This window comes from Haliea salexigens DSM 19537 (genome assembly GCF_000423125.1).
Classification (GTDB): Bacteria; Pseudomonadota; Gammaproteobacteria; order Pseudomonadales; family Halieaceae; genus Haliea; species Haliea salexigens.
The window spans coordinates 20,284-36,558 of sequence record NZ_AUHJ01000005.1 but is presented as its reverse complement, the minus strand read 5'-3'; the positions used below and the strand labels follow the sequence as shown (position 1 = coordinate 36,558).

The following is a 16,275-nucleotide window of genomic DNA, read 5'->3' as shown; positions in this document are numbered from 1 at the left end:
TGCCCCACCGTTCACGGCCGAGAGACGCAAACCCATGAAACTGCATATCATCACCACCGGTGGCACCATCGACAAGATCTACTTCGATGCCAAAAGTGACTACCAGGTGGGCGAGCCGGTTATCGGTGAATTACTGCAGCGCATGGGAGCCCGGTTCGACTACAGCGTGGAATCGGCCATGCGCAAGGATAGCCTGGACATGACAGACGCGGATCGGGATCTGATCCGTCGCGCCGCAATCCAGTGCCCCGAACAGTGTGTTCTGATCACCCACGGCACCGACGGCATGGTCGCCACGGCACGCGCGCTGCAGGACATCCCCGGCAAGTGCATCGTGCTCACCGGTGCGTTGCAGCCGGCGGCATTCGCGCAATCCGACGCCATCTTCAATATCGGCTGCGCCATCGGGGCACTGCAGGGCAAGCCGCCCGGCGTGTACATTGCCATGAACGGTGAAGTATTCGATGCGGACAACGTCGTTAAAAACGTTGCGGCAAACCGCTTTGAAGCAGTCACCTCAGCGTAAGAGGGGCAATCCGGCATCCTGCTTGATCGCTTCAATGACGACATAGGTATGCGTCTGTGCGACACCAGGCAGGTCCACGATACGCGCCAGCACGGCGCGATAGGCATCCATGCTGGTCAGCCTCAGTTTCAGTAAGTAATCAAAACCGCCTGCCACCATATGGCACTCCGCCACCTCATGAATCAGGATTACGGCGTCCCGAAAGCGATCAAACACCTCCGCCGTTGTGCGATCCAGTGTTACCTGAATGAAGGCGCTGGTACCGAACCCCAGCGCCGCGGCGTCGAGGCGAGCGCTGTAACCCTCTATAAAACCCGTACTCTCCAACCGACGCACCCGCTCAAGGCAGGGGCTGGGGCTGAGATTCACCCGCCGGGCCAACTCCACATTGGACAGGCGCCCCTCGCTTTGCAGAAACGCGAGAATGCGTAGATCTGTCTTATCCAAGGTATAAACCATCCAAATCCTCCCCTCAAAGCCTCTAAACACCACACAATATGCTATAATTTTATAAATCAGAAGAATATTATTCAAGAGTACGTGGAAAAAAAACAGCTCATTCTGCCGCTCACTGACTACAATTCTCACTTTCAACCTGCCCGAGAGCCCGCCTCATGCTGCACGACTGCCGACTCGATTCCACTGACGCGCTGCGCCAGGCCATGGAAGCCACCCACCGCGACGATGAGGCGCGGGTACTGGAACAATTGCTGCCTGTCGCCACCCTGAGCCAGGCCGCTCGCAGCCGCGCCTGGGAGCGGGCGCGGCAGCTGGTGGTGAATATTCGCGAAGCGCAGGTGGGCAAAGGGGGCGTGGATGCGTTGCTACAGGAGTTTGCGCTATCGACGGAAGAAGGCGTGGTGCTGATGTGCCTCGCCGAGGCACTCCTGCGCGTACCGGACCACCTCACCATGGACAGGTTGATACGCGACAAACTCGCCGATGGTGACTGGAGCTCCCACCTCGGCAACAGCGAGTCACTGTTCGTCAACGCCTCTGCCTGGGGCCTGCTATTGACTGGCAAGGTGGTGAACTACAACGACGAAGACAACCCGCGCCAATTCGGCCTGTTGAAGAAAACCATGGGTCGCCTGGGGGAGCCGGTTATCCGCGCCTCCGTGCGCTATGCCATGCAGATCATGGGCACCCAGTTTGTGATGGGCACCACCATAGACAAGGCGCTGGAGCGCGCGCGGGAGGCGGAACGCCGGGGCTATCGCTACTCCTACGACATGTTGGGCGAAGCGGCCCGCACCGCAGCCGATGCCCAGCGCTACTACGACAGCTACCGCAACGCGATCGAGGCCATCGGCCGAGCTGCCAACGGCCGCGGCCCGGAGCACAGCCCCGGCATCTCGGTAAAGCTGTCTGCCATCCACCCCCGCTACGAATTCGCCCAGCGCGAACGGGTTATGACGGAGCTGGTGCCACGCCTGAAAGCGCTGGCACTGGCGGCGAAATCCTTCGACATCGGCTTCACCGTGGACGCTGAAGAAGCGGACCGGTTGATGCTATCCCTGGACGTGATTGAGGCCGTAGCCAGCGACTCGGAGCTGGGCGATTGGCAGGGATTCGGAGTTGCCGTGCAGGCTTACCAGAAGCGCAGCCTGTTGGTGATCGACTGGCTGCGCGAACTTTCCCTGCGCTGCCAGCGGCGCTTGATGGTACGCCTGGTCAAGGGCGCCTACTGGGACACGGAAATCAAGCTGGCACAGGTGGAAGGGCTGGAGGATTATCCGGTGTTCACGCGCAAAGCCGCTACCGACGTCTCCTACCAGGCCTGCGCGGCGCGCTTGCTCGCCTATCGCGACAGCCTCTACCCGCAGTTTGCCACACACAACGCCTACACCGCCGCCACTATCCTGGAGATGGACAGCGACCGCAGCGGTTATGAATTCCAGCGTTTACACGGCATGGGCGAAACACTCTACAACCAGATTGTCGATGCCGAAAAAGTGCCCTGCCGGGTGTACGCGCCGGTCGGTGTACACGCCGACCTGCTCGCCTATCTGGTGCGCCGGCTGCTGGAAAACGGCGCCAACAGCTCCTTCGTCAACAATATCGTGGATGAGGACATTCCGGTGGCAAGCCTGCTGGAAGACCCCGTTGAGGCCGCCCGCGGCTGGAAGCAGAAACGCAACCCGTTGATTCCCCTGCCACCCGATCTGTATGGGGAGGAACGCCGCAATGCACAGGGGGTGGACCTGCATGACCGCCCCACCCTGCAGGCGATACGCAGAAACATGCAGGCCTGGGAGGCCTCGTTGCCCATCGCGGCCGTCGGTACCGGTGGCGTGAGCGAAGTGCGCAACCCCGCACGCCGCAGTGAGTTGATCGGCCACATCAAACTGGCCGATGCCGCTACCATCGAGTCCGCGCTGGCGCTCGCCCACGCGGGGTTTCCCCAGTGGTCCGCGCTGCCCGTGAATGAACGCGCACAGTGCCTGCAGCGGCTGGCAGATGCCCTGGAGACCCACCGCGACGAGCTGATCGCACTGTGCTGCAAGGAAGCGGGTAAAACACTGCGCGATGGTGTCGCGGAAGTGCGCGAAGCCGTGGATTTCCTGCGTTACTACGCCGCACGCGCCGTGGAGGCCCGCTTTGCCGAGCACGGCTTGCAGCCGCGCGGCGTGGTGCTTTGCATCAGCCCCTGGAATTTCCCCCTGGCGATTTTCATCGGCCAGGTCAGTGCGGCGCTGGCAGCGGGCAACACGGTAGTTGCCAAGCCCGCAGAGCAAACCAGCCTGATTGCCCAGCGCACCGTGGATTTGATGGCGGCGTGTGGTTTTCCCGAGGGTGCCATCGCCTTACTGGTCGCCGAAGGGCGCGCCGTAGGGGAGCAGCTGATCCCCGATCTGCGAGTAAAAACTGTCATGTTCACGGGTTCCACCACAACGGGCAACTGGCTCGCGCGCAAGTTGGCCGAGCGCAGCGACGCTCCGGTCCCCCTGATTGCCGAAACCGGCGGCCAGAACTGCATGATCGTCGACTCCACCGCACTGCCCGAGCAGGTGGTGCGCGATGTGGTGACATCCGGCTTCCAGAGTGCGGGGCAGCGCTGCTCCGCCCTGCGCGTGCTGTTCCTGCAAGAGGACATTGCCGACAAAGTGATCGACATGATCATCGGCGCCATGCAGGAGTTACGTCTGGGGGACCCCGCTGAGTTCGCAACCGACATCGGACCGGTGATTGATGAACGTGCGCAGCAGGCACTTGCCGACCACGTGCGCTACCTGGAGGCGACCGGGCGCCTGCTTTACGCCGGCGAGCGCCCGGCGGGGCATGCAGCCACGTTTTTTCCGCCCCACCTCTATGAGATCAGCAATGTATCACTGCTGGAACGCGAGGTATTCGGCCCCATTGTGCATGTGATCCGCTATCGTGCGGAGGCATTTGACGACGTGATAGCACAGATCAACGCGACCGGTTTCGGCCTCACTTTTGGCATTCATAGCCGGATTGAGGAGGCCTGCCAACGCGCGGCTGAGCGTGTGCAGGCGGGCAACATCTACGTCAACCGCAACATGATCGGCGCCATTGTAGGCGTACAGCCCTTCGGCGGGCGCGGACTGTCCGGCACCGGGCCAAAAGCCGGCGGCCCGCAATACCTGTCGCGGCTGGTGACCACCGGCGAAGAAGCAGAAAACGCCGCGGGCCAACTGGCGCTGCCGAACGCAGGTAGCGAACCCCCGGCAACGGCTGACGCGCTTGTCGCTGCGTGCAAGGCCACCCCGGGCTGGGCGCGCCGTCCGGTCAGTGATCGGGTATCGGTGTTGCGACGCTTCCTGGCATCCTATGCAAGCCGCCCCGATGACAACCCGGCCATCCTTGAAAACACGCTGGGCGCCGCGCGGGAACAACTGCACAACGCGGCTACCCTGCTGGCATCACCACAACAGCTGCCCGGGCCGACCGGAGAGTCCAATCAGTTGCAGCACGAGCCACGCGGCACCCTGCTGCTGCTGCTGGACACCCGGGAACATCAGGGCGAGTACCTGATGGCGATCATCTCGGCCCTGGCCACAGGCAACGGGGTTATCGGTATGGCCGCGCCTGAGCTGGTGGATGAATGGCAGGCACTCCTGGCCAGCCTGCATGCCGCTGGCCTGCCCGCGGGGCTGTTCCAGCTGCTGCCACTGGAGAGTGCAGACACCCTGCTCAAGCAAGACGGCATCCACGGCGCGATGGTACACGCGCGCAGCCGCTATCTGCGGGCTGCGGCGCGGGCACTGGCAACACGTGAAGGGCCGGTACTGCCGCTGATCAGCTGTGTGGCGCCTGAAACCCTGCTCAAGCAAACGTTGTGGGAGAAATCGGTGAGTATTGACACCACGGCCGCGGGCGGCAATGCGTCACTCATGACCATGGCCAGCTGAGCGAACGCAAGCGCCGGCTGCGAAGCACTCGCCAGGCTCAGTCGAGGCTGGCGAGCCCCCCCGCGGGACAATTGAGAAAGTCCGAGTTGGCCAGCCAGTCGGGATCCGGGTACCAGGAAAACAGGAATTGGCCGTCCTTGAGCGTATCGACAACGGTGCTGGCGACCTCCTGACGGACAGCCGGGCAACCCTGGCTGCGCCCGATTCGGCCCTGTCGGTCTATCCACTGCGGATCCACATAGTCCGCGCCGTGAATTACGATAGCCCGCTCCCGCGCCAGATCATTGATGCCGGCTTCAAGGCCATCCATACGCAGGGAATAGCCATGACGGCCCCGGTAGCTCTCACTGGTACGAAACAGCCCGATACTTGACTGGTGACTGCCGGATACGTTGGAAAAACGGGAGGCTACGTTCTGCCCGGAGCCCTGCCCATGAGCCACCAGTTCATTGAGTAGCAGCTCGCGCTGGGACAGGTCGAAAATCCACAACCGCTGCTCAGTGGAGGGCAGGGAGAAATCGATAATAGCCAGGCGCTCTGCGCGTTCCAGCCCACGATCCAGGGCACAGTTCATTGCCGCAACGGCGCGGCGCAGCACGCTGCGGTCGAGGGTGGGAGCGACGGCGGTCAGGGCCCGCACCAGCTCCGTGCCACCCGCCGCGGCGGCCGGCAGAGAGGCGCCGAGGCACAGCCCGGCGGCAATGACGAAAACACAACTGGCGCGCCCCAACATTGTGCTTATTCCTCAACTAAAGCAGCAGCTTACCGCATCGCCCCAAAACTGACCAGAGCGCGAGTCCTGCTCCCCATACGCGGGGCGGTCCCTCGCATACCGACTACTGCGGCTGCAGCCATGGCGTGCCGGGCCTTGCGCGACGTCTTTTCAGGGCAGAATCTCGATCGGCGTACCCACGGTCACCAGCCGCCAGATCTCGTCCATATGTTCGTTGCTGACGGCAATGCAGCCGTCAGTCCAGTTGAACAGCTCCGCCCCGGGTTGCGGTGTCTCCGGCTGTCCGTGGATCATGATGTTACCACCGGGGTCTACACCCATGGCTCGCGCCCGTTGCCGGTCGCGCTGATTGGGGTAAGACACGCGAATTGATTTATAGAAGCGACTCTCGGCGTTCTTGTAGTCCAGAATATAGCGCCCCTCCGGGGTGCGCTCATCCCCCTCACGCTCCTTGTGCCCCCAGGGCACCGGGCCCAGGGCCACCGGGTAATGGCGCACCACCTCACCGCTGGCCTTGAGATACAGCACACGCTCCGATTTGACCACAACCACCTGATCAACGGCTGGATTGAAGGCCGCAGCAGCCTCTGGCAAGATAAAATTCAGGAAAAATGCACAAAACGCCAATAACGCTCTTACGCTCACTGGTTTACCATGCTCCGGGAGTGATATTTTACGCGCGTTCGAACCAAGGGCCCCAGACGGGAGTTCGAAGTTTGCACGTTTCGCCACTTTGTGGCTTCCTAGTTCTGACAGGCCAACCCTGCTCAAGGAGTATTACCATGAAATCCACGCTCATCAAGGCTGTTGCAATCGCCGCGTTCGCGACACTGGCCACAGGCTGTGCCAGCTCGTCACAAATCGACGAAGTACGCAGCATCGCGGAAGCCGCTCAGCGCTCAGCTGACGAAGCCAAGCAATCTGCAGCTGGCGCAGAGCGCACAGCCTCTGACGCCAAGCGCATCGCTGAAGAAGCCAAGCGCAGCGCCGATGAAGCCAACAGCAAAATCGACCGCGCCTTCAAGACTTCCATGCAGAAGTAAGACGTCGCACGTTTTCCGGCGGGGCTTCGGCCCCGCCGTTTTACTTTCGTCCCAACCTTATTCACCAACGGCATCGCTGTCGTTCGATTCATCCGGCCTGTGGTGCTCAAGCCAGATCGGTCCCACCGGTACAGGCAAACCCGTCGACGCTTCGGCGGCAACGCGCACCTTGCTCCAGTCCACCGTAAAATCCCTGCGTTCACCCAGCGTTCGAGCTATGGCCGCACGCAACTGTTGTACACGCTCGTCTACCGTGATCGGCAGGTCGCCGAGCGGGTTGTGTGATTCCACATAGAGCGTATCCCCCATCCACCCGGCCTTCACCGGCTGATAGACAATCTCCACCTGGCTGCCGACAGGCACCTGCTCGTAGAGGTACTCAACGTCTTCCGGATACATGCGCACACAGCCAGCGGTAACCGGCATACCAATACCCAGTTCGCGGTTGGTGCCGTGAATCAGGTAAGCGGGGAGGTTCAGGTACAGCGCGCGCGTACCCAGTGGATTATCCGGCCCCGGTGGCACTACCGCCGCCACCGGTGTACCACGTTCCGCACGATCCTTGCGAATCGACTCGGTGGGATACCAGGTGGGGTTTTGAGCCTTGCGCGTCACGCGTGCAGTCGCCAGCGGCGTTTCACGCCCACCGCGACCTATGCTGATCGCGTACACCCCCACCCGCGCGGGCTGCTCGGCCACTGCGGGCTCGTAATGATAAAGCCGCATCTCTGCCGTGTTGATCACAATACCCTTGCGCGCAGCCTCCGGCAGAATGTGCCAGGTGGGCAACAGCACCTGGGTGCCCTCGCCCGGCAACCAGGCATCGACACCCGGGTTGGCAGCACGAATGGCACCATAGCCCGTGCGGTAGCGCCGGCCAATCAGGACGAGGGTATCTTCTTCGGCGGCCGTGGTTGTGACCAGGCCACCCACCAGGTGGTCGTCGGGCTCCGGAATCGGGTAGAAACCGCTGGCGGCGGCCTCCGGGGCGGCGACGCCAGCTTGCGCAAAGCCGCCTAGTACCAGTGCCACAAGCGAGACACGCAGAAAATCAGAAAAGCACTTCATGAGCAAACCGGCCATCCAGCCAAAACAGGGCAGCATCATACGCGCTGCCCTGCCCGGAGAAAATAGCCGGTTACGCGCTACTCGAAGCGTTCGCCGGCCGCCAGTTTCTGCTGCACAATCGCCGGGGCGAGGAAGCGTTCGCCGTAGTGTTCAGCCAGCACCGCACAGCGTGCCGCGAAACGCTCCAGCCCATAGGTATTGACGAACTGGATAAGCCCTCCGGTCCAGGGCGGCGCGCCGATGCCCATGATGGAACCGATGTTGCCGTCATCCACGGTGCGCAAGACACCACTCTCCAGGCAACGCAGTGCCTCGATAACCTGACGAAACAGCAGACGATCCCGCATATCCGCTTCCGGCACGCTGGCTTGTGGCTGATAGTAGAGCTCCAGCAAACCGGGCCAAATCGCCTTGCTGCCGTCTTCCGCGTAGTCGTAGAAGCCTCCACCGTGGTGGCGCCCACCGCGGCCATGCTCACCCACAAGTGTGTTGATCACACCGCGCGTGATGGTGCCGTCGCTGAACTTGTCCAGCACGCCCATTTCTGCCCAGGTTTCCTGTGCCTTGCGTGTCAATTCCAGGCTGACTTCGTCATACACCGCCAGCGGGCCGACGGGCATCCCGATGGCCTTGCCCATGTTCTCCACCTGCACCGGATGCAGCCCCTCGGCCACCAGGCGCACCCCCTCATCGAGATAGGTGCCAAATGTGCGGGAGGTGAAGAAGCCCAGCGAGTCGTTGACCACAATCGGCGTCTTGCGGATCTGCCGTGCAAAATCGTAGGCCTTGGCAAGTGTCTCGTCGCTCGTTTCAGCCCCACAGATAATCTCCACCAGGGGCATTTTATCCACCGGTGAAAAGAAATGGATACCGATGAAATTGGCCGGGTTCGCGCTCGCTTCAGCCAGCTGCGTAATCGGCAGGGAGGACGTGTTGGACCCCCATACGCCGTCAGCTGCGAGCTGCCCTTCCAGTTCGCGGGTAATCTTGTGCTTCAGGCTCATGTTCTCGAAGACCGCTTCCACGATCAGGTCGCACCCTGCGAGGTCGTCATTGTTGACGGTCGGCAGTATCAGGTCGAGGATTGCCTGTTTCTTCTCTTCCGTGAGCTTGCCGCGCTGTATACGCTTGTCCAGCAGACGCTCGCTGTACGCCTTGCCGCGGCTGGCAGCATCTTCACTGACGTCCTTGAGCACCACGTTGATACCCGCCATGGCCGCCACATAGGCGATACCCTGCCCCATCATGCCTGCGCCCAGCACGCCCAGCTTCTTCACCTGCTGCGGAGGCACGTCCTGCGGCCGGCTGCCGCCCCGGTTGACCCGGTTCATGCCGAAAAAGAACGTGGAGATCATGTTCTTGGCCACCGGCGTCATCGCCAGATAGGTCAGACCACGTGACTCCACCCGCTGCGCGGTGTCAAAGTCCAGACGCAATGCCTCCACCGCACAATCGAGAATCACCTCAGGGGCCGGCAACAGGCCGCGGGTTTTTTTACGCAGCATGGCAGGCGCCAGGGTAATGAGCTGGGCGATATGCGGGCTGGACGCGTTACCGCCGGGGATACGGAAGCCCTTGCGGTCCCAGGGCTGCAGCGCTGCCTCCGCACTGCCCTGTTGTGCTGCTATCCACGCCTTGGCGGCCGGCACGAGCGCCTCGCGACTCTCCACCAGCTCATTGATCAGGCCCGCCTCAAGACCCGCGGCAGGGTCAATACGCGTACCTTCGAGCAAATACGGCAGGGCCTTCTCCAGGCCAAGCAGGTTCACCATACGCACCACGCCGCCTCCACCAGGCAGCAGACCCAGGCTGACCTCGGGCAGACCCAGCTGCACGCTGCGGTCGTTCAACGCGACACGGTGGTTACAGGCGAGCGACAGTTCAAAGCCGCCGCCCAGTGCAGCGCCATTGATCGCAGCGACAACCGGTACCGGCAGGTGCTCGAGACGACGCAGACCTGATTTGACTCGCTCCCCCTCTGCCATGAAAGCCGCCTCATCACCCGGCTTTGCAGCCAACAGGTCATTGAGGTCGCCACCGGCAAAGAACACTTTCTTGGCCGAGGCTATCACCACACCAGTCAGCCCGCTTTCCGCTTCCAGTTTCTGCAGCGTCTCGTCCATGGCCAGGCGGTACTCTTCGTTCATCGCATTGACCGGCCCGGTCATGTCCATGGTGACCGTCACAATGCCGTCGGCATCTTTCTCGTATTTGAATACACTCATTGTCTTTCGATCCTTTTCCTGTTCGCCGCGGGCTTAAATACGTTCAATAATGGTGGAGATACCCATGCCACCGCCCACGCAAAGCGACAGCATCCCGCGCTTGAGGCCGCGCCGTTCGAGCTCGTCCAGCACAATGCTCACCAGCATGCCGCCCGTAGCACCCAGGGGATGCCCCATGGCGATCGCGCCGCCGTTGACATTGGTTACGCTGTGGTCAATACCCAAGTCCTTCATGTAGCGCATTGCCACCGAAGCGAAAGCCTCGTTGATTTCCCACAGGTCGATATCTGATTTCTGCAGCCCTGCCTTGCGCAGGCACTTTTCCGCAGCAGGTCCGGGCCCTGTGAGCATGATGATGGGGTCGGTGGAGAGTACAGCAGTTGCCACAATACGCCCGCGTGGCGTCAACCCGAGGTCTTTGCCCGCGCGTTCACTGCCGATAAGTACCGCACTGCTGCCGTCCACGATGCCTGACGAGTTGCCCGGCGTGTGTACGTGGTCCACCCGGTCCAGCTTGGTGTACTTGGCGAGAATGACGTCGTCGAAGCCCATCTGCCCCGGCATCGCAAATGATGCCTTGAGCCCGGCGAGCCCCTCCAGTGTGGTATTGGGCTTGATAAAGTCGTCTCGCTCCAGAATGGTCAGGCCATTGCGGTCCCTCACCGGCACCACGGAACGATCAAAGTAGCCGCTGTCACGCGCATGGGTAGCGCGGCGCTGCGATTCCAGGGCAAAGGCATCGACATCCTCACGGCTCCACCCCTCGAGGGTGGCAATGGTATCCGCACCGATACCCTGCGGCACAAAACCGCTTTTAAGGCTGAAAGCCGGGTCGCCGCCCATCGGGCCGCCGTTGCTACCCATGGGCACGCGGGACATGCATTCAATGCCGCCAGCAACCACCAGATCTTCCCACCCGGAGGCAACCTTTTGGGCAGCGATATTCACCGCCTCCAGGCCTGACGCACAAAACCGGTCCAGCTGCACCCCGGCGACCGACTCATCCCAGTCGGCGTTCTGCACAATCATTTTCGCGATGTCAGACCCCTGCTCACCCACCGGCGTCACGCAGCCCATCACCACATCATCCACATACGCGGTATCCAGGTCGTGACGGGCCTGCAACTCACGCAGTAATCCCGCACCGAGGTCCACCGGTTTGACTTCATTGAGGCTGCCGCCCGCCTTGCCCTTGCTGCGGGGTGTGCGCAGCGCATCGAAAATATAGGCCGTGTGTGTCATGGGACTCCTCATCTCAGGGTTGTGCATATTCAGTCAGCGCACATAGTGAAAGTTGCCTGGCTTTGTGGCAATGACGTCAGCTACTAAAAAAATTGACCTGAGGTGACACGTCACCCTGCGAATCGCGGATTAACCCGACGGGCGATGACCCTGCGCAGTCAGAGGGGTGCTCAGAATTCGAACCGATTCACCTTGTCACCCGGTGTCACCTGCCCCTGCAGACCGACCGGGTCCTGGTTTATCAGCGCCTCGAGCGCCGCACTGTCATCACGCGGGGTGTTGGCGAGAAAGCGCCGCCCGTCCTCCATGCGCCCGAGCACGATGCCACGGCTGGGCATCTCCTTGTCGAAAGCCACCGCACAGGCCTCGATCGTGCCGCGACCCCGAGGCCGGTTGTCTACCTCCAGCCGCGGGGATGCGTCTATCGTGGTCTGCAAGTCCGGGCGCGCCAACGCCCAGGGCTGGGTGCCAGCCTCGCGGGAATAAACGCCCACCGCGTGCTTGGTGAGGTAATTGCCGTTAGCGGTCACCACGGCATGTTTGCCTTTTTCCGCCTGAAGCTGCGCAACCACCTCGGCTATGGCATGCAGCGAATAGTTGTTGCCAGGGCCACCAAACAGGGTCAGGCCACCCGTTACCGTCACGCCGCGCGGGTCATCCAGGGCAAGGCCGAGGGCGTTACAGGCCACCTGCACAGCCGAGGGGAAGCAACTGTAGAGATCAAACAGGTCAATGGCTGCGAGCGACAGTCCGGCTTGCTCCAGCGCACTGCGCGCGCACGCTGCCAGCGCGGGAGATTCGTGCAACACCGGGCGCTCACTGAAGTTCCAGATATCACAGGCGGCCGCCCCACCGCGCAGAAAGATCCAGCGCGCGGGGTCAATCTTGAGCCGGCGCGCCTCGCCCACGGTCGTCATAACAACCGCCGCTGCCATATCAACTGCCAGAATGGCGTTCATGCACTTGGTATACGGCCAGGTGATCATGCGATTGCCGCCACCCGTATCAATGGCCTCCTCGGCAGAGAGTACTTGCTGACGCCATGCCAGCGGGTTGGCTGCGGCCACCTTGCTCATGCGACTCACCAGGCCACCGAGCCGCTGCATATGCGCGTCCTGATCCAAACCGGCTGCATGGCGCAAGGCGCTCTCGAACAGCGGGTACGTGCGGATAGGTTCCACCAGACCGTGCGCCCACTCGCTGTCGCTGCAGGCGGCCCGGTTATCGCCCAACTGCACCGACGTGTGACCCCCACCCTGTTGCCAGTGACTGATATCAGCACCGGAAGACAGCGCACCGAACAAGGTGTACATCAGCTCTGCACCGCTGATAAGTACCGCTTTCGACTCGCCTGCAACCAGACGATCCGCAAAGTAATTCACCAGCAGCTGCGGTGTGTTGCCACCCACGTCGGCGGCAAACGTTTTGGCCTCGACACCGAGCCGCTGGCACAGCGCATCGCTGGCGTGCGGGGGCAGCATGCCGGCCAGGTCGGGCACCTGAGCCGCCAGAAAGGGCACGGTTGCCACGGTATCAATAGCGTCGCGCAATCCGGGAGCATCCGCGTCCGCCAGCGCTGCACGCGACACGCTTTCCAGCGCATCGACCAGGCTGCGCGCCGGGTCCCTGTCACGCCAGGTACGTTGGGCCTGGGCAATCAGTATCGGTTGATCGTCATTCATGTGGTCTCTTTAGCCTTTTGGCATGTCGGGTGAGTCAGGCCTCGGCGTTGCCCTGCGGTGCGGCAGCGGCGAAGGCCGGCAACTGTTCAAGGTAATCTGTGATAGCGACCAGCTTCGGGTACGGCGCGAGATCCTGCTGGAAACGCCGTGCGTTGTACATCTGCGGAACCAGACACACATCGGCCAGCGTTAGCCCCTCGCCAAAGCAGTACTGAACGCCGGTAACCTGCTGTTCCAGGGCGCCGAAGCCCTGCGCGATCCAGTGGTGATACCAGCCCAGCTTATCCGCTTCACTAACGCCCAGTGGGCCCACCAGATACCGCTGCACACGCAGGTTGTTCAGGGGGTGAATGTCGCAGGCAATAGACTGCATCATGGCGCGCACACGGCAGCGCTCGACGGGGTCTCGCGGCAACAGGGGTGGCTCTGGCCGTGTTTCCTCCAACCACTCCAGGATGGCAAGCGATTGAGTCAACAACGGCCCTTGCCCGGCTGCCAGCGCGGGCACCAGGCCCTGCGGGTTCTGCTGCAGATACTCGTCTGATGACTGCGCGTTTGCTACCAGGTCGACGGGAATGACCGTGTAGTCAACCCCTTTCAGGTGCAGCGCAATGCGCACCCGGAACGCTGCGGACGACCGCCAGTAATCATATAACCGCACAGAAGCCATGATCGAGCGGGCCTCAGGCCAGCACCTCAGCAAGAAAGTCGTTCAGGGCCTGCGCCGAGCGACGGTCGGCATCGGCGTTGTACACGGCGCCAAACCCGGGGTCGTTCGCTGCCGGATTGGTGAAGGCATGCAGCGTGTTGCCATAGGCATGGATCTGCCAGTCGGCGCCGGCGGCGGTCAGCTCGGCGGCCAGGGCCAGCACACTTTCCGGTGGCACCATGGGGTCGTCATAACCGTGCAGACACAGCACTTTGGCACGAATACTGGCCCCCGTACTCGTTTCCGGTGCATTAAACAGCCCGTGGAAGCTGACTACACCGCGCACGTCCGCGCCGCTGCGAGCGAGGTCCAGCACGGTGAGACCGCCAAAACAGTAGCCCATCGCGGCCAGGCGCTTCGCATCCACTTCAGGTTGCTCGCCCAGCACCGACACGGCCTTGTTTACCAGCGCCTGTAGCAGCGCCCGGTCGGCCAACAGGGGAGCGATCAGGGCCTGGCACTCCTCAGTACCCTCGCCGTAGACCCCCCGGCCAAACATATCCAGGGCAAAACCCACGTAGCCGGCCTCGGCCAGTGCCACGGCCTTATCCTGCTCAAACGCGCCGCGCCCGGCCCAGGTGTGGGCCACCGCAACGCCCGGCCGGGGCTGTGTTGCGCTATCGTCCCAGGCCAGAAACCCCTCGTAGGTGGCGCCGGCATGGGAATACTCGATAAAACGGGTTTGTATGGACATGCTGCTCCCTCGTTCCAAAAAACCCTTAGCCTAGACGATGCCGCCGGCTCAGGAAAGCCCCCGCACCACACGCAGGCAGGGCGTATCACCCTGTGTCACCAGACCGTGGATTTCAATACCGGCGTTGGCGCGAAACAGGTCGCAGAGAAAAATCACAATCTCCTCCGAAATCCTCTGCCCCGGCACCAATACCGGAATACCCGGAGGATACGGCACCACCTGCTCGGCACTGACAGCGCCCACCAGGGCCGGGTTGACGCCCCGTTCCACCCCCTGCAGGGGCACCAGCAGCGCAGGCGAAAAATAGGCCTCCCGGGGCAGACAGGCGAAATCGGTCAGCGCCGGCAACCCCGCGCCCTCGCGCCGCGGCGAGCTGGCACCTGCCTGTCCCGGCGCCGCGCGCCCCAGTGCCTGCAGTGCGTTGAGCAACCGCAACACCTTGCTTTCGGTGGAACCCAGGGTGACCAGAATACTGAGGGTATTGTGCGTCACCTTTTCGATCTGAATACCGTAGTCTTCAAATAACAACAGCTGTAACTGACGCGCGGAATACCCCGACGCCGACACATCCACGCTGAGTTTGAGCGGGTCCAGCCGTATCGTGTCGTCACGCAATGCATGCGGCAGCATGTCATCGAGGGTCAAGACTCGAAACACTCCCGTTCGATCAATACCCTCGCGCAGCTGTGTGGCGATCCTGAAGCAGTCCTGCAGGCGCGCAAAGCCCTCCATACTCATTTGTTTCCGCGCCACGTCAAGACTGGCGATCATCGCGTACTGCGGACTGGTTGAGGTATGCATGTTGAGATTTTCCCGGAACCGGTGCAGGTCAAAATCCGGGTCGCTGACGTGAATCATGCTCGCCTGGGAAAACGCGGACAGCATCTTGTGCGTACTCTGGGTCACGTAGTCCGCGCCGCAATCAAGTGCACACGGGTGCAGTTCGGGATGAAAGCGGCCATGCGCATACCAGGCTTCATCCACCAACACCTTGATGCCTGCTGCATGCGCGTGGCGAATGATCGGCGCCAGATCATAGCGAAAGCCGTCATACGTGCAGCTCGTCAGCACCAGTAGGCGCGCATCCGGATTAGTGTCAATCGCCGCGATCACCTCCTTCTGCGACACGGGGCCGTAGAATCCGAAGCGTGTATTCATAGAGGCCGGCAGGTAGACGGGCTCGACACCGAACAGAACCACCGCGTGATGCACTGATTTGTGACAGGCCTGATCCAGGATCACCTTGCCACCGGCACCGGCAAGCTGCTGCAGGATGACCTTGTTCGCGGTGGACGTACCATTGGTGACGAAGAACGTATGGCGTGCGCCAAAGGCCTGCGCAGCAAGTGCCTGTGCTTCCTGAATGACGCTGTGGGGTTCCAGCAGTGAATCGAGTGTCTGCACCGACACCGACAGATCGGTATTGAATATATGCTCGCCCATCAGTTCGTAGAAATCCGCCACCCAGGGGCTGTCACGCAGGCTGTCGCCCCCGGAATGACCGGGGGTGTGCCAGGCATCCTTGGCGCTGTAAACGTAATCGCGCAGGGTGTCGGCAAAAGGGGTACGCGACCGACGCTGCAGGGCACTCACCAACTGACGGAAGAGCTGCGAGGGCCGGGTGTCCTCCCGGTGCAACAACTCCACCGCGACGGCATCGGGGACCGTATCCCCATTGGGCATCAGGAACAGGTCCAGCTCCGGGCGCAACCGGGCAAGCACAGGCAGTACCGAGATGGCATCCGGCAGCGTGCTGGCGTCCACCACCACCGCCTGCAACAGGCCATCCTCGCCTGCCGCAAACAGCATGTCTTCGCCCGTTTTCAGCGCGCGGAAGTGAAAACCGCTGTGCAGAGCCCGCTGTTCCAGTGCCGCGCAACGGGTCAACTCATCCACCCAGCGAGTCGCGAACACAGGGTCGCCACTGACGATCGCAACGTGCACCTGAGGTTCTCGCATCGCGGTTTCCTGTGTTGG

13 protein-coding genes are annotated in these 16,275 nt (G+C 62.1%); 3 read left to right on the top strand and 10 right to left on the bottom strand.

Annotated features, from left to right (window positions below; all coding sequences use genetic code 11):
• The first annotated feature begins 34 nt into the window (after positions 1 to 34).
• Positions 35 to 526, top strand: coding sequence for an asparaginase domain-containing protein (locus tag G533_RS0107125; RefSeq protein WP_027949356.1), 492 nt, complete (start codon positions 35 to 37; stop codon positions 524 to 526).
• On the opposite strand, the gene G533_RS0107120 is transcribed toward G533_RS0107125, so the two are convergent.
• Positions 518 to 973 (bottom strand): Lrp/AsnC ligand binding domain-containing protein, encoded by a 456-nt coding sequence (locus tag G533_RS0107120; RefSeq protein WP_240472393.1) that lies wholly within the window; start codon positions 971 to 973, stop codon positions 518 to 520. The two genes, G533_RS0107125 and G533_RS0107120, sit on opposite strands and share 9 nt — an antisense overlap.
• Before the next feature lie 167 nt (positions 974 to 1,140).
• Here G533_RS0107120 and putA point away from each other — a divergent pair, with 167 nt between their 5' ends.
• A complete protein-coding gene (gene putA, locus G533_RS0107115; RefSeq protein ID WP_027949354.1) occupies positions 1,141 to 4,902 on the top strand; it encodes a bifunctional proline dehydrogenase/L-glutamate gamma-semialdehyde dehydrogenase PutA in 3,762 nt (1,253 codons plus the stop codon).
• A gap of 37 nt (positions 4,903 to 4,939) precedes the next feature.
• Here the strand turns inward: putA and G533_RS0107110 are convergent, their stop codons facing one another.
• Complete coding sequence (locus G533_RS0107110) at positions 4,940 to 5,635, bottom strand: murein L,D-transpeptidase catalytic domain family protein (RefSeq protein ID WP_084638856.1); 696 nt, start codon at positions 5,633 to 5,635, stop codon at positions 4,940 to 4,942.
• A gap of 150 nt (positions 5,636 to 5,785) precedes the next feature.
• Positions 5,786 to 6,229: a L,D-transpeptidase family protein gene (locus G533_RS0107105; RefSeq protein WP_240472392.1), complete on the bottom strand. Its 444-nt coding sequence runs from the start codon at positions 6,227 to 6,229 to the stop codon at positions 5,786 to 5,788.
• Positions 6,230 to 6,417: 188 nt separating this feature from the next.
• Here G533_RS0107105 and G533_RS24780 point away from each other — a divergent pair, with 188 nt between their 5' ends.
• Positions 6,418 to 6,678 (top strand): Lpp/OprI family alanine-zipper lipoprotein, encoded by a 261-nt coding sequence (locus G533_RS24780; RefSeq protein WP_035527002.1) that lies wholly within the window; start codon positions 6,418 to 6,420, stop codon positions 6,676 to 6,678.
• 57 nt (positions 6,679 to 6,735) lie between these two features.
• Here G533_RS24780 and G533_RS20995 read toward each other — a convergent pair whose 3' ends face one another.
• From G533_RS20995 to G533_RS0107065, 7 genes are all read right to left on the bottom strand, one after another.
• Positions 6,736 to 7,785, bottom strand: a complete 1,050-nt coding sequence (locus tag G533_RS20995) for a L,D-transpeptidase family protein (RefSeq protein WP_051230076.1) — start codon at positions 7,783 to 7,785, stop codon at positions 6,736 to 6,738.
• A gap of 38 nt (positions 7,786 to 7,823) precedes the next feature.
• Positions 7,824 to 9,971: a 3-hydroxyacyl-CoA dehydrogenase NAD-binding domain-containing protein gene (locus G533_RS0107090; RefSeq protein ID WP_027949351.1), complete on the bottom strand. Its 2,148-nt coding sequence runs from the start codon at positions 9,969 to 9,971 to the stop codon at positions 7,824 to 7,826.
• Positions 9,972 to 10,004: 33 nt separating this feature from the next.
• Entirely contained in the window at positions 10,005 to 11,213 is a 1,209-nt protein-coding gene (locus tag G533_RS0107085; RefSeq protein WP_027949350.1) for an acetyl-CoA C-acetyltransferase, read from the bottom strand.
• Between the two features lie 170 nt (positions 11,214 to 11,383).
• Entirely contained in the window at positions 11,384 to 12,895 is a 1,512-nt protein-coding gene (locus tag G533_RS20990; protein ID WP_035526998.1) for a hypothetical protein, read from the bottom strand.
• A 34-nt stretch (positions 12,896 to 12,929) separates the two neighbouring features.
• Positions 12,930 to 13,565, bottom strand: a complete 636-nt coding sequence (maiA, locus tag G533_RS0107075; protein ID WP_035526996.1) for a maleylacetoacetate isomerase — start codon at positions 13,563 to 13,565, stop codon at positions 12,930 to 12,932.
• 13 nt (positions 13,566 to 13,578) lie between these two features.
• Complete coding sequence (locus tag G533_RS0107070) at positions 13,579 to 14,298, bottom strand: dienelactone hydrolase family protein (protein ID WP_027949348.1); 720 nt, start codon at positions 14,296 to 14,298, stop codon at positions 13,579 to 13,581.
• A 48-nt stretch (positions 14,299 to 14,346) separates the two neighbouring features.
• Positions 14,347 to 16,257 (bottom strand): aminotransferase class I/II-fold pyridoxal phosphate-dependent enzyme, encoded by a 1,911-nt coding sequence (locus G533_RS0107065; RefSeq protein ID WP_027949347.1) that lies wholly within the window; start codon positions 16,255 to 16,257, stop codon positions 14,347 to 14,349.
• Between the last annotated feature and the right edge of the window lie 18 nt (positions 16,258 to 16,275).